At 62.5% G+C, this 13,636-nt stretch carries 17 protein-coding genes; 8 read left to right on the top strand and 9 right to left on the bottom strand.

The window, feature by feature from the left end; translation table 11 throughout:
- The first annotated feature begins 96 nt into the window (after positions 1-96).
- Entirely contained in the window at positions 97-1,629 is a 1,533-nt protein-coding gene (locus tag HGP13_RS07055) for an HWE histidine kinase domain-containing protein (protein ID WP_172223181.1), read from the top strand.
- Positions 1,630-1,660: 31 nt separating this feature from the next.
- On the opposite strand, the gene HGP13_RS07050 is transcribed toward HGP13_RS07055, so the two are convergent.
- From HGP13_RS07050 to HGP13_RS07040, 3 genes are all read right to left on the bottom strand, one after another.
- Positions 1,661-2,119 carry a hypothetical protein gene (locus tag HGP13_RS07050; protein ID WP_172223179.1) on the bottom strand — a complete coding sequence of 153 codons (459 nt, stop codon included), beginning with the start codon at positions 2,117-2,119 and terminating at the stop codon, positions 1,661-1,663.
- 11 nt (positions 2,120-2,130) lie between these two features.
- Positions 2,131-2,457: a DUF883 family protein gene (locus HGP13_RS07045; RefSeq protein WP_172223177.1), complete on the bottom strand. Its 327-nt coding sequence runs from the start codon at positions 2,455-2,457 to the stop codon at positions 2,131-2,133.
- A gap of 126 nt (positions 2,458-2,583) precedes the next feature.
- Complete coding sequence (locus HGP13_RS07040) at positions 2,584-3,345, bottom strand: Crp/Fnr family transcriptional regulator (protein ID WP_172223175.1); 762 nt, start codon at positions 3,343-3,345, stop codon at positions 2,584-2,586.
- A gap of 151 nt (positions 3,346-3,496) precedes the next feature.
- Here HGP13_RS07040 and HGP13_RS07035 point away from each other — a divergent pair, with 151 nt between their 5' ends.
- On the top strand, positions 3,497-3,877 hold the full coding sequence (locus HGP13_RS07035) for a response regulator (RefSeq protein ID WP_246707306.1): 381 nt from the start codon (positions 3,497-3,499) through the stop codon (positions 3,875-3,877).
- Positions 3,878-3,914: 37 nt separating this feature from the next.
- Here HGP13_RS07035 and HGP13_RS07030 read toward each other — a convergent pair whose 3' ends face one another.
- The gene (locus HGP13_RS07030) at positions 3,915-4,466 is read right to left on the bottom strand and encodes a sigma-70 family RNA polymerase sigma factor (RefSeq protein WP_172223170.1); all 552 of its coding nucleotides are present in this window, start codon (positions 4,464-4,466) and stop codon (positions 3,915-3,917) included.
- 3 nt (positions 4,467-4,469) lie between these two features.
- Positions 4,470-4,673 (bottom strand): NepR family anti-sigma factor, encoded by a 204-nt coding sequence (locus tag HGP13_RS07025; RefSeq protein ID WP_027041867.1) that lies wholly within the window; start codon positions 4,671-4,673, stop codon positions 4,470-4,472.
- A gap of 222 nt (positions 4,674-4,895) precedes the next feature.
- Here HGP13_RS07025 and HGP13_RS07020 point away from each other — a divergent pair, with 222 nt between their 5' ends.
- From HGP13_RS07020 to HGP13_RS06995, 6 genes are all read left to right on the top strand, one after another.
- A complete protein-coding gene (locus HGP13_RS07020; RefSeq protein ID WP_172223167.1) occupies positions 4,896-5,690 on the top strand; it encodes a response regulator in 795 nt (264 codons plus the stop codon).
- 203 nt (positions 5,691-5,893) lie between these two features.
- The gene (locus tag HGP13_RS07015) at positions 5,894-6,058 is read left to right on the top strand and encodes a DUF1328 domain-containing protein (protein WP_027031438.1); all 165 of its coding nucleotides are present in this window, start codon (positions 5,894-5,896) and stop codon (positions 6,056-6,058) included.
- A 187-nt stretch (positions 6,059-6,245) separates the two neighbouring features.
- Positions 6,246-7,277, top strand: coding sequence for a sensor histidine kinase (locus tag HGP13_RS07010; protein ID WP_172223165.1), 1,032 nt, complete (start codon positions 6,246-6,248; stop codon positions 7,275-7,277).
- Between the two features lie 113 nt (positions 7,278-7,390).
- Positions 7,391-7,567, top strand: a complete 177-nt coding sequence (locus HGP13_RS07005) for a hypothetical protein (RefSeq protein ID WP_172223162.1) — start codon at positions 7,391-7,393, stop codon at positions 7,565-7,567.
- Positions 7,568-7,700: 133 nt separating this feature from the next.
- Positions 7,701-8,027, top strand: a complete 327-nt coding sequence (locus HGP13_RS07000) for a hypothetical protein (protein WP_172223160.1) — start codon at positions 7,701-7,703, stop codon at positions 8,025-8,027.
- Between the two features lie 83 nt (positions 8,028-8,110).
- Positions 8,111-8,356 carry a YMGG-like glycine zipper-containing protein gene (locus HGP13_RS06995; RefSeq protein ID WP_172223157.1) on the top strand — a complete coding sequence of 82 codons (246 nt, stop codon included), beginning with the start codon at positions 8,111-8,113 and terminating at the stop codon, positions 8,354-8,356.
- 86 nt (positions 8,357-8,442) lie between these two features.
- Here HGP13_RS06995 and HGP13_RS06990 read toward each other — a convergent pair whose 3' ends face one another.
- The 4 genes from HGP13_RS06990 to xylF form a co-directional block, all read right to left on the bottom strand.
- The gene (locus tag HGP13_RS06990) at positions 8,443-10,083 is read right to left on the bottom strand and encodes a CHASE domain-containing protein (protein ID WP_172223154.1); all 1,641 of its coding nucleotides are present in this window, start codon (positions 10,081-10,083) and stop codon (positions 8,443-8,445) included.
- Between the two features lie 151 nt (positions 10,084-10,234).
- Entirely contained in the window at positions 10,235-11,047 is an 813-nt protein-coding gene (locus HGP13_RS06985; protein ID WP_172223152.1) for an ATP-binding cassette domain-containing protein, read from the bottom strand.
- Positions 11,048-11,060: 13 nt separating this feature from the next.
- Positions 11,061-12,392 carry a sugar ABC transporter permease gene (locus HGP13_RS06980; RefSeq protein ID WP_172223149.1) on the bottom strand — a complete coding sequence of 444 codons (1,332 nt, stop codon included), beginning with the start codon at positions 12,390-12,392 and terminating at the stop codon, positions 11,061-11,063.
- A 145-nt stretch (positions 12,393-12,537) separates the two neighbouring features.
- The gene (gene xylF, locus HGP13_RS06975) at positions 12,538-13,578 is read right to left on the bottom strand and encodes a D-xylose ABC transporter substrate-binding protein (protein ID WP_096450970.1); all 1,041 of its coding nucleotides are present in this window, start codon (positions 13,576-13,578) and stop codon (positions 12,538-12,540) included.
- Positions 13,579-13,636 lie beyond the last annotated feature (58 nt).

The raw sequence follows: 13,636 nt of genomic DNA, 5'->3' as shown, positions 1-13,636 counted from the left end.
CAGATCACCGTCGGGTAACGGTTCCTTGTTAGGATGGTTCCGAGGAAGCCGGGCCCGCAGGGGTAAGACGGCGGGAGCCAGGCATTGGGGATTGGCTTGAATAGCAAGGCGGAAATAGGGGCGAGCCTGCCGACCGGGGTGGCGCTTGCCGTCAATGCCGAAGATCGGTTGGCCGTGCTGCACGGGCTGGAGATGCTGGACACGGCGGCCGATCCGGATTTCGACCGCATCAGCAGCCTTGCCGCGGCCGTCATGCAGGCGCCGATCGCCCTGGTTACGCTGGTCGATCTCGAGCGGCAATGGTTCAAGTCGTGCTTCGGCCTCGACGAAACCGAGATCGCCACCGACATCTCCTTCTGTGCCCACGCCATCGCCGCCGGCGACGATCCCATGGTGGTGACGGACGCCACGGCGGACCCGCGCTTCCAAGCCAACCCCCTGGTCACCGGCAAGCATCACGTGCGCTTCTATGCCGGCGCGCCGATGGTGGTGGCAGGCGCGAGGATCGGCACGCTGTGCGTGCTCGACCGCAAGCCGCATGCCTTTCCGTCACAGGCCAAGCTCGACCAGTTGAAGACGCTGGCAGGCCTCGCCGCGAGCCTGTTCACCTTGAAGGACGCGACGCGCAGCGGCGCCATTGCCGAGGCGGCCCTGGCGCGCGAGGAAAAGCGGCGCGCCATCGCGCTCGACGCCGCCTCGCTTGCCAGTTGGGCATGGGACGTCCGCACCGACATGATCGAATGCGACGTCCGGCTGTCGGAACTCTTCGACCTGCCGCGCTCGACCCGGCTGCGGGCGCGCGACATCCTGACCGCCATCGATCCGCGCGATGTCTACCAGACAGAAACCCGCTTCCGCGATGCCTTGTCTGGCAGCGACGATTATTTCGGCGAATACCGTGTGAAAGGCTTTCATCCGCCGCGCTGGGTCGCCACGCGCGGCCGCGTCATCGAGCGCGACGGCGACGGCAAGCCGACACTGATCTTCGGCGTCAACTACGACATTTCCGAACGCAAGCTCGGCGATGAGCGGCAGCGGCTCCTGCTGCGCGAGCTCAACCACCGCGTCAAGAACACGCTGGCGACCGTCCAGGCGCTGGCGACGCAGACCGTGCGTCATGCACGCCAGCCGAGCGAATTCCTCGAAGCCTTCAGCGCCAGGCTTCAGGCGCTGGGCATCGCCCACAATCTCCTGTCCGACCGCGAGTGGCGCGGCATCGGCATTCGCGAGCTCGTCCAGATCGAGATCAGGCCCTTTGATACCGCCGACCAGCCGCGCATCACGATCTCCGGCGCCGACCTGTTGCTGTCGCCCGATCAGGCCGTCGGCCTCGGACTTATCCTGCACGAACTGGCCAGCAACGCGCTGCAACACGGATCGCTGTCGGTAGCATCGGGCAAGGTCGATCTCGCCTGGAAGACAAAAGGCAGGAAGGGTGACCGGCGCCTGGTGTTGACGTGGCGCGAAAGCGGCGGCCCGGCAGTCGCCCCGCCCGAGCGGCACGGCTTCGGCTCGATCCTCATCCGCCGCAGCCTTGCCAAGGTCATTTCAAGCGAAGTGACCCATGAATTCCGGCCGGAAGGCGTCTTCGCCGAAATATCGCTTCCGCTGGAAGATCTGTTGAAGTGACGGATCTCTGATCCGAGGCCAGGCGCCGGCGTTATTTCCCCTCCCCGGCACCCGGATCGTCGGGCTTCACGTTCTCACGGTAGATGGCATAGGCTGCGAGTGCCACCGCCGGGCCGAGAATGACACCGAGGCCACCTTTTCCCTTGAGCAATGTCGGCAGCACCGCGAGCGCTGCCGTGATGCCGAGCGCCTTCATGTCGGCGTTGCGCCGTCTCGCCGCGCGGCGGGCACGGGCGCCGGACATCAACCGGTGGATCAGAAGGACGAGGCCGGCGATCACCAGAAAGCCGACACCGAAACCAAGCGCCGCCGCGAACGATCCATAGCGGGCGGTGGCCCAGATATAAGCTGCCCCGACCAGGAAGCCGAGACCGCAGAATGCCGCCAGCGCGGCAAGCGCATAGACAATGGCCGCCGTGCGCGCACGGCGTATGGCGGCCACGGTTTCACCCGAGGCGAAACCCGAGAGCAGGGATGCCAGCAGACCCATCTCAGGCGGAACTAGCGGCGCGCAAGCAGCGCGAACAGGAAGCCGACACCGGCGGCAATCGCCAGCGACGTCACCGGCTTTTCGCGGACATTTGCCAGCAACTGCGCCTCGATATCCTTGGCACTGCCGCGAAGGCTGTCATACGCGGCTTCGCCCTGCGCGCGCAATTGCTCGACGCCCTCGGTAGCCGCGCGGCGGGCGGTGCCATAGCCATGTTCACCGGTCTTGGCCAACTGCTTGGTGAGCTTGTCGATATCAGCCTTCAACTGCCGAATGTCGGCTTCGAGGTCCGAATTCGCCTGCGCTTCGTTGGCGGTCTTCCCTGTGGCGGTTGCCATTGCTTAACTCCTTGTGATTGCTCGATTTCAAACGCGCCGTGCGTCTCAAGGTTCCGGCATCCTGACAAACTAGCCGAAAACACGCGCGCACGCACCAATCGCCAATCCATGGCGAAAAGCGCTTCGTCAGATCAGCGGCCGACGGCCCTCGCCCAGCCCTTCCCAGCCGGCGAGCGACTTGAGCCCCTCGATATCGACGACCTCGCAGCCACCATCGCGCCAGAGGATCAGCTTGCGGTCCATCAGCTTGCGGATCGTCTTGTTGGTGTGAACCAGCGACAGGCCAAGCGTGTCGGCGATATGTTGTTGCGTGATCGGTATCTGGATGGATTGCTTGCCGTTCAGCCCGACAACCTTTGCACGGCTGGCTATGAAGGCAATCAGATAGGCGGCGCGCTCGATGGCGCTGCGGCGGCCGACACTGAGCAGGTTCTCATCCAGCATGCGTTCTTCACGCGATGCGATCCAGGTGATGTCGTAGCCGAGGCCTGGATGGTTGCGGTAGAGTTCGTGCAGATTGTCGCGCTCGAAGACGCACAGCAGCATCGGCGACAAGGCCTCGACGGAATGCTGCATTTCCCCCATGACGCTGCCTTGCAGGCCGATGAGATCGCCAGGCATGAGGTAATTGAGGATCTGTCGACGACCGTCCGGCAACAGCTTGTAGCGGAACGCCCAGCCGGACAGAACGGTGTAGAGATGGGCGCTGTGGCTCCCCTCGACCAGCACCGTGGCGCCCTTATCGACCGCGAGCTCCCCCTTTTTGAACTTGCTGATGAAAGCCAGTTCCTCCTTCTCGAATTCCCGAAAGACCGGCAATGGCCGCAAAGGACAATTCTCGCAAGGATACTGTCGGCCGGATAAAGTACGCCCATTTTGCGCTGGCATTTTCGACCCCTCTTCGAAAGCATGCTGATCAGCAGGCCTGCTCAAAACGTTTTGCCGGGATCGGAGTTCCGGGGTAGAAGGCATGTCTTTTTTAAATGACAACACACGCAATAGCGATCATGACTCCCGGCGTTTCAAGGAGCCTTCACCTGTGCCCACATTGCTTGACGGACTGCGGATTCTTGTCCTGGAGGACGAGTTCCTCATCGCCATGGATGTCGAGCAGCTCTGCCGCGACCATGGCGCACAAGAGGTTGTGATCGCCCGGGACCTCACGGAGATCGACGACCGAAAGGTCGCAACGGAATTCGACGCGGCCATCGTCGATCTGATGCTGGGCGGCACCTCGACGCTCAAATTCGCCGCTGGCTTGCGAGAAACGGGCGTGCCGTTCGTATTTGCCTCCGGCTATTCGGACGCGGACGAGATCAAGGCATCCTTTCCAGGGGTGAGGCTGGTCACCAAACCCTATTCAGGCGACGATCTCGTCGAAGCGGTGGCGCTCGCCTATGGACGCGGCTCTCCGGTCTGAGATTGATGCAGCCGGATCGCAGCATCAGGATCTCACATCAGTGTGCTGCCGTCCCCGTGACCTGAGCCGAGATCGCGTCGGGACCATATTCGTCCTCGCCGGAGATCTTCAGGATTTCCTGCAGGCGCGTGCGCGCCCTGCTGACGCGGCTCTTGATCGTTCCGACCGCACAACCGCAGATTTCGGCGGCTTCCTCATAGGAGAACCCCGAGGCGCCGATGAGGATGATGGCCTCGCGCTGGTCCTCCGGCAATTGCTCGAGAGCACCGCGAAAATCCTTGAGGTCGAGTTGGCCGTGCTGGGCCGGATGCACGGCGAGCCTGGCCGTCATGATGCCGTCGCTGTCCTGCACCTCACGGCCGCGCTTGCGCATCTGCGAATAGAATTCGTTGCGCAGGATCGTGAAAAGCCATGCCTTGAGGTTAGTGCCGGGCTGGAAGCTCTCGTGCTTGTCCCAAGCCTTGACCAGCGTTTCCTGAACGAGGTCGTCGGCCTTGTCGGCATTCTGCGTCAGCGAAACGGCAAAAGCCCGCAAGCTCGGGATTGCCCCAAGCAGATCGGTCTTGAAGCCATGGGAGACCGCGGCCATGCCTCAGTCCTTCTTTTGCGCGGGTTCGGTCTGCTCCAACTGGCTGAGCAATTGGGCAAAGCGATCCGGCACGTCGTCGGAGACCAGCTCGTCGTAATATTGTTTGAGTTTTCGCCCGATTTCGGAGTTGGCCCCAAGCGGGTCGCCTGCCCCGTTCCGGCGCCTGCCCGCGGCGCCAGCCAAAATATCTTTCGTCATATCCTTCATTTTGCCCTTATATTCCCAGCACCCAGGCCGCTCATATCCAACTCAACACAAGGCAAGCGGCACCCTCGTCTGGTTGCCCATCCCGACACTCAACGCCGTTCCCGCCTATTCGTTCCACACTGGCGGAACTTTTTCGGAAAACCCGCGTTGTATTAGCGGGGCATGCAATCAGCTTGACCTGCAATCAGTGCAATCACGTCATTCTGAGGGAGACGTCATACCATGAGTTTATCCGCCACCATCGCACCGCACCTGCCGTTCCTGCGCCGCTTCTCGCGCGCCGTCTCGGGATCGCAAGAGAGTGGCGACGCGCTGGTCGCTGCGATGCTTGAGGCTATCATCGCCGACGTCGATATTTTCCCCGAGGCCTCGAGCGACCGTATCGCCCTGTACAAGGTTTTCGCCAAACTTTTCACCTCGATCGCCATCCGCGTGCCGCAGGAGCAGGCACAATCGGCGTGGGAGCAGCGCGCCGCCGCCAATCTTAACGCCATCGCGCCCCTGCCCCGCCAGGCCTTCCTGCTGGTAGCCGTCGAAGGCTTCAGCGAGGACGAGGCGGCCGAGATCCTCGACGTCGGCGACCAGCAATTCTCCGAGCTGCTTGCCCAGGCAAGCAATGAGATTTCCCGCCAGGTGGCGACCGACGTGCTCATCATCGAGGACGAACCGCTGATCGCCATGGACATTGAAGAGATGGTCGAGAGCCTCGGTCATCGTGTCGTTGGAACGGCGCGCACACATGCCGAGGCGGTGACGATGTTCGGCAAGACGCGCCCGAAGATGGTGTTGGCCGACATCCAGCTCGCCGACGGCAGTTCGGGCATCGAGGCGGTCAACGAGATCCTGTCGTCGACCTCGGTGCCGGTAATCTTTATCACCGCTTTCCCCGAGCGCCTGCTGACCGGCGAGCGCCCCGAACCGGCGTTCCTGGTGACCAAGCCGTTCAACCCCGACATGGTCAAGGCGCTGATCAGCCAGGCATTGTTCTTCGACCGGCAGGCGAAGGCTGCCGCATAGTTTCGCAGCCCTCCGGCAGGAAAAACCGAAATCAAAGGGCCGTCTGATGCGATGCATCGGGCGGCCTTATTACGACTGAACCCCTCACCTAGAATTTCGTGGGCTCCGTCCGAACCATTTGCAAGCGCCGACTTTTTCGGCAAATGGTGGAACAAACCGCTTTCACCCACGTTTTTATCGCACCATTCGGAAGGAGATGAACCATGCTTTACTGGGCGCTCGTATTTCTCGTCGTGGCAATCATCGCCGGCGCGCTTGGTTTCGGCGGCATCGCCGGCACGTCTGCCGGCATAGCGCAGATATTGTTCTTCATCTTTCTCGCTTTCCTGGTCATTTCGCTTCTCGCCGGCCTGTTCAAACGGGCGTGAGGGCGAAAGATCGTCGATGAGAACACTGGAAGCCGCACCCCTCAAACGGTTTCCAGCAACCGCCGGGCGGTGTCCTTAACAGGACGCCGCTCGGCGGACCTTTTTTGGGGGCTGCTCCGGGGATTTCATTTTGGGAACCCATTTGAGAGTGGGCCGTTCAGCCTGGGTTGGGTGGACAGATTGACCGATGCGTTCCAGGACTGCAGATAAAGAGGGAAACACACGGAGCGACGAAGTCATCGCGCTGCATCCCGCCGAAAGCGGCATGCAGCTTGGCCGAGCTCTTCTTCACGCGCTGCACAATGCCGGCATTTCCGTCCTCTATCAGGATCGTGAGATGAAGACCGTATGGGCCCGCAACATGCGCGCGCCCTGGGTTTCGGAGAGTGCCGACGGCAATGGCATACTGCCCGTGGCTCAGGCCGACCGCATCAGCGCCGCTAAGCGCGATGTCGTGGCGACCGGCAATGCGGAGCGGCTTGAGATCAGTGTTCCGGTCGAGAATGGTGTGCGCTGGTTTCAGGTCTGGGTCGATGCCGACCGAGGCGATGCCGGCGACGTGCAAGGTGTCGTCACCACCATGGTCGAGACCACCGAGCAGAAGCGGCGCGAACAGACACTGACAACACTGCTGCGCGAGGTCAGCCACCGCTCGAAGAATCTGCTGGCGATCATCCAGAGCATCGCCACCCAGACGGGTCGCTATTCCGACGGCATCGGCGACTTCCTGACGCGCTTTCGCGGCCGGCTGCAGTCGCTGGCCTCCTCGCAGGATCTGGTGACATCCTCGAACTGGCGCGGTGCGGCCCTGCATGAACTGGTGACGAGCCAGGTCGGCCGCTATGGGACGAACACATCGCACAGCCTTCGCTTCCGGGGCGCCAACCCCTATCTCAATCCCAATGCCGCGCTGCATATCGGCTTGGCGATGCATGAGCTTGCCGTCAACTCGGTCAGCTACGGCGCCTTGTCCCGGCAAGACGGATTCGTCGAAGTGACCGCCAATCTCAACACGGCCACCACGGGCGAGGTCGCCCTGTCGCTGACATGGGCCGAAACCATAGGAGCCGATGCCGGTCGCGATCAAAAGCGCTTCGGCAGCGTCGCGCTGGAGCGGGTGGTGCCGGCGTCCCTGAGCGGAACCGCGAGCCTCGACATCGCCGACGGCCACCTTGAATACCGCCTTGTCGTCCCGCACAGCAATTTCGAGACGCAGTGAGCGCCTTGCTGCAACAACGATCCTTAACCGGCTGTTCACCATAAGAGCGGATGCTGTTTTACCCAGATACCGCTGCAATCCGCCGGGTTGCGGCACGGTGTGGGGAGGAATGCTTGACAGTCGCCGACATGAACAGACTGGAACAGGCCGCCCGTGTTTCGATGGGCGAATTCCAGGATCCCGAAATATCCGCCGAACCGCTTTCCCCACCGCATCACACATTGCTGTGGGGCATCGTCCTGGCGGCGGCCGCGACAATTCTCCTCATCGCCCTGTTCCAGCTGACCTGACCGAAATTCCGTTTCTGCAGGAGTTCGCGGCGTTTAACCGCTTGCCGCAGCGGCATTTATTCGCGTGTGATCCGGAACGCTCAGGAACTTTTGGCCGATGTGAGCCGTTATTGTGGCGAGAGGGCATGTCGCCATGGAACACATCGCTGCATTGTTGCTGGTCATCGGTTGTACCAATTCGATGACCGAGTGCCGTGAGTTGCAGGTACCGGTGAGCATTTTCGAAACCGCCGACGAATGCACCGCCGAACGTCCCTTCGCCATGGGCGACGTGCAGGGACAGGCGCAGCGTATCGTCGCCAAGTGTCTCGCTGTCGATCCCGCGCTCGAGGATGATTACGATCAGATCGTCTGGAATGTGCGTCCTGATGGTAACCTTGACGCCTCACTTGCAATTTCCAGCCTGGTCATGGCATCAAACGCAGTGCGCCCGGAAAAAGACTATCTTAGCCAACAATAAATTCGAGCAGCAAAGGCCGTCATTTCGTGCTAAATGGCTGTTGGAGCTTACCAAAGTGTGGACACAAAGTGAGGAGTGACTCTATGCGGAAGATGATTATTGCCATGGTTGCGGTGGCCGCTCTCAGCGGCTGCACCTCCACCGAGAAGGACGTGGTTGGCGGCGGCTTGATCGGCGCCGGTATCGGCGGTCTGGTCGGCGGCGGCAAGGGCGCACTGATCGGTGCGGCTGTCGGTGCCGGTTCCGGCCTGCTGGTCCGCAACCTGCAAAACGGCTATTGCCAGTATCGCGACCATCACGGCCGGATCTACACGGCTCGCTGCAACTAATTCGGCGATATCAGTCGACCCGGGGACCGGTCCGCTGGTCCCCGGGTTTTCATGACTGGAGCGCCTTTCCGTCTGACGGTGCGCTGTCAGCCCGTGAGCGGAATTTTTATTTCCACCTTCAGACCATCGGCCTGATAATCGCGCTTGATCGTGCCGCGCAGCTCGCGCGTGACATTAAGGTCGATCAGCTTGGTGCCGAAACCGGTCTCGACCGGCGCCTCGACTTTTTTCTTTCCGGCCTCTCGCCAGCTCAGCGCGAGCGTCCGCTCGCGCCCACGCCCTTGCACCGACCAGTCGACCTTGAGCGCCCAATCACTCCTGAGCGAATTGGCGGAATTGCCGGCTTCGCCATATTTCAGCGCATTGGTCGCCAGTTCATGGAATGTCAGGCCAAGCGCCTGCGTCGTGGTCTCGTCGAGCAGCACCTCCGGCCCGGACAGGAGACCCTCGGGCAGGTCCTTGCCGAACACCTGGCCAAGCTCGATGCGAAGGAGATCGGCGAGATCGGCCTTCTGCCAGCGCGAGCGCGTCAGCATGTCCTGAGAGGCCGCCATCGCCTGCAGCCTGGCCGAGAAGGAGGCCGAAAACTCGTTGACGTCGGTCGCCCGCGAAGCCGTCTGCCGCGCGATCGCCAGCACCCTGGTGATCGAATTCTTGATGCGGTGCTTCATCTCCTGCAGCATCAGATCCTTTTCGAGCAGGCTCTTTTCGGTCGTCTCGTGCAGCCGCGACGCTGCCTCATAGGCCCGCTCCTGATAGCGCGCCACCAGCGCGATGGCACCGGCCGCGAGCAGGCCGAACAGTCCCAGCATCACCGGGATGGCACGCGACGACGGTTGCGAGAAAGCACTGGTCGGCCTGAACAGCACCGTCCACGGGCGGCCGGCCACCGTGATCTTGCGGGTGACCAGCAACCGGTCGCCAAAAGATGAAGCCGGCGGCGTCTCCGACCGGAACAACAGATTGTCGCTGTTCACCGCGCCGTCATAGATCTCGGTGTTGACCGGCAACAGCGGCGCCCGGCTGAGTGCGATCTGGAACAGGTCGCGGGCCCGGAAGGCCGCGTAGAGAAAGCCCGCGGTCGAGGATCGCGATGCGTTGATGACCTCCGGCGCGGTTTCGACGTTGAGCCGCACAAAGACCAGGAAGCCGGGGAAGGTCTGTGTCGCACCCGTGCCCTGGCCCAGTTGCACCAGCCCGCTCGCGTGCTGCTGGTCATCGGCCATTGCCTTCTCGATCGCCGCGCGCCGCACCGGTTCGCTGAACATGTCGTAGCCGATGGCGGCCTGGTTCGACGGATCCAGCGGCTCAAACAGCTTGATGGGTGCCCGCCAGGGCTGCGTCGTGTCCGGATAGACCGGATGGCTGGCGCCGAAATCGTGGAGGATGTCGCGTTCGACAGCCGCCTCGTCGCCCGTCTTGGCGAGCCCGAGGAAGCCAATGCCGCGCAGGCCGGCGAAATTGTTGTCGACATCCAGCGCGTTGAAGAACGCCTTGAACTCGCTCTGGGAGATGTCGCCATTGCGGGCGTCGAACAGCGCCTGTGTCGAGCGCAGCAGCGACAGATGCAGGTCGATCCGGCTCTCGATCCTGTTGAGGGCGTCGTCGGCCGCCGCTTCGAACTTGATGCGGGAGGCTTCCTGCGTTGCGAAATAGGCGAACCCCGCCATGGTCATGCTGATCAGCGCAACGGCGATGAACGCGACGATAGGAAAGAGTTTCTTCAACGGATGATGCGGTCCATGGGCAATTCCGGACCTTTATGGGCAAGTCATCAGGCCAACACAATGGCAAGGCCAAGCCATCGCGATCACTGGCATATCACGTGAGCGGCAACCGGCAATGCCCGATCAGCCCATGCCGGGCCGCCGGCAGGCCTCAGGCCGCGATCTTCAGCGCGCCCGGCCCGGGAATGGCGCCCGGAGGACATTTACCCAGGATGATCATGCCGAGCACCTCGTCCTGGGTGACGTCGGTGGTGCGCGCGGTGCCGACGACCTGGCCGTTCTTCATGACGCAGACCCGATCGGCCAGTTCGAACACATCGTGGATGTCGTGGCTGATCAGGAAGATGCCGATACCATCGGATTTGAGCTGCTTGACCAGTTCGCCGACCTGCGCCGTTTCCTGCGGACCAAGGGCTGCCGTCGGCTCGTCCATGATCAGGATGCGGGCGTTGAACAGGATCGCACGTGCGATCGCCACCGATTGCCGCTGGCCGCCAGACAGCTTGATCACCGCCTCCTTGAAGCGCTGGAAGCGCGGATTGAGCCGGCCCATCACCTTGCGCGCCTCGGCCTCCATCGCAACGTCGTCGAGCGTGCCCCATCCGGTCATCAGCTCGCGGCCGAGGAACAGATTGGCGGCAGCATCGACATTGTCGGCCAAAGCGAGCGTCTGGTAGATGGTCTCGATGCCGTATTTCTTGGCATCGCGCGGATTGGCGATCGAAGCCTCCTCGCCATTGACGAAGATCTGGCCGGCATCGCGCTTGTAGGCGCCCGACAGGATTTTGATCAGGGTCGACTTGCCAGCGCCATTATGGCCGAGCAGCGCCACGACCTCGCCGGGGAAAAGATCGATCGAGGCGTCGTCGACGGCCCGGATGCCGCCAAAGGCGATCGAGATGTTGCGCATGTCGATCAGCGGCGTGCCAGAGGGTGCAGTTGCGGGAGCGATTTTGTCAGCCATGATTTTTCTCCCCCTAAACCCGCTTGCGATAGACGGTGTCGAGCCACACGGCGATGACCAGCACGGCACCAACGACGATGCTCTGCAGCGGCGAGTCGATGCCGAGCAGCACCATGCCCGACTGCAATGATTGCATCAGAAGCGCGCCCAGCATGGCGCCCATCACCGTGCCGGCGCCGCCGGCGAGCGAGGTGCCGCCGATGACAGCGGCGGCGATGACCAGAAGCTCGTCCAGCGTGCCCAGCGCATTGGTCGATGCGTTGAGGCGGGCCGACGAGATCGCCGCGCTGATCGCGGCCAGCACGCCCATGATCATGAACACCTTCATGGTCACCCAGCGCGTGTTGATGCCGGCAAGTTCGGCCGCCTCCGGATTGCCGCCGATGGCAAAGACATAGCGGCCGAAACGCGTGCGCTTGGTGATGAAGGTCATGATAATGCCCACGGCCACCGCCATCAGCACCGGTATGGCAACGCCATGCGCGATGAACAGCCCGCCTTCGGGAATGGTAATGCCGTTCTGCTGAGCGTACTGGCGCACGATGCCGATCGGCCATGGATAGGAATTGGCGATCCAGACGGCGCCAAGGATAGCGGCGCAAGCAACCACGCCAAGCAAGGTCTCGGCCCAAACGGGGCGCAGCGGAAAGCTGAACCGCTTGCGTTGCGACCTGCCGTTGAGCAGCATGAAAGCGACCGCCACGCAGGCGACGACACCGACGATCCAACTGGCGGTAGCGCCGATCGAGCCGCGCGGTCCGCCACCCATCAGCTGGAAGGCTGTGTCGAGCGGCGCGACCGTGCGCCCGCTGGTGATCAGCCATGCCATGCCGCGCCAGACCAGCAGGCCGCCCAGCGTCACGATGAAGGCCGGAACCTCCATATAGGCGATGATGAAGCCCTGGAATGCGCCGATCAGGAGACCAAGCACCACACCGGCCGCCAGCGCGATGATCCAAAGCCACGGATTTCCAAGCTGGAAACCGATTACGCGAATGAGGAATTCGGCCTGCGCCACGCCCATGATCATGCCGATCACGCCTTCGACGGATCCGACCGAGAGGTCGATGTTGCGCATGACGATAACCAGCACCATGCCGGTCGCCATGATCGCGACCGACGAGGTCTGCACCGACAGGTTCCACAGATTGCGCGGTGTCAGGAAAATCCCGCCCGACAGGATATGGATGCCGACCCAGATGACCAGCAGTGCGCCGACCATGCCGAGCATGCGCGTGTCGAGTTCGGTAGCGTTGAGAAACCGTCCAACGGCGCTGAGTTCGGATGCACGCGCCTTATCCGCCGCAGTGCTGCCGACCGGTTGATTAGAGGTCGTGTCGGTCATGCTATCCTCCCACCGGTTTACCGTCTGGCGCGGATGCCGGAACATGGATGCTATTTGCTTTCCGCAGTCATTTGAAGCGGGAAGCCGCTTGAGAAACGCCGCGGCTTTTGGGCCGCGGCGTTGATATCAAACGGTATTGCGCCGTTTAGTTGCAGGCGGCGACGCTGCCGGCGGCGACGCCCGCGCAGACTTCGTCCTTCTTGATCCAGCCGGCGTCGATGACGACGTTGAGATTGTCCTTGGTGATGGCGACCGGGGTCAGGAACAGCGACTTGACGGTGTTGCCGCCGGGCGTCGTGAAGTCCTTGACGCCGGCGATGTCGGTCATCTTCTTGCCGTCAGCCAGTTGCGAGGCGATCTCGGCTGCGTTCTTGCCGAGCTCGCGCGCGTCCTTCCAAACCGACACGGTCTGGGTACCGAGCGCGATGCGGTTCAGCGCCGCATGATCGCCGTCCTGACCCGACACCGGCACGGTGCCGGCCAAGCCCTGCGCCGTCAGCGCCGCGACGACGCCGCCAGCGGTGCCGTCATTGGCCGCAACCACGGCGTCGACCTTGTTGTCGTTGGCGGTCAGGAACTGCTCCATGTTCTTCTGGGCGTTGGCGGGCAGCCAGCCGTCCGTATAGGCCTCGCCGACATTCTTGATCTTGCCGCTGTCGATGGCCGCCTTGAGCACTTCCATCGAGCCCGAGAACAGGAAGTCGGCATTCGGATCGGCACCCGAGCCCTTGATGAAGACATAGTTGCCTTCCGGCTTGGCCTTGAACACCGCGGCCGCCTGCAAGCGGCCGACTTCCTTGTTGTCGAAGGTCAGGTAGAAGACGTCCTTGTTCTCGATCAGGCGGTCATAGCCGACGACCGGAATGCCTTCGTCCAACGCCTTCTGCACGGCCGGACCGATGGCCGAGGCGTCCTGCGCGAGGATGATCAGCGAATTGGCGCCCTGCGAGATCAGGCTTTCGACATCGGTAAGCTGCTTGCCGGGATTGGACTGCGCATCGGCGGAGATGTACTTGTCGCCGGCGGCCTCGATCGCCTTCTTCATGGCGGCTTCGTCGGTCTTCCAGCGCTCTTCCTGGAAGTTGGACCACGAAACGCCGATGACCTTGTCCTTCGCCTGCGCGACCGACGCAAGCGTCAGCGACATGGCGACACCCGCCAGGATGGCGGCTGTGAATCTCTTCATGATATTCCTCCCTGCGCCGCGTATGGCGCGACCAAACTGGCCCTAAAGGCCGGCACAA

The organism is Mesorhizobium sp. NZP2077, from assembly GCF_013170805.1.
Taxonomy (GTDB): domain Bacteria; phylum Pseudomonadota; class Alphaproteobacteria; order Rhizobiales; family Rhizobiaceae; genus Mesorhizobium.
The sequence above is the reverse complement of the archived record's forward strand: the minus strand, read 5'-3'. Positions and strand labels throughout refer to the sequence as shown.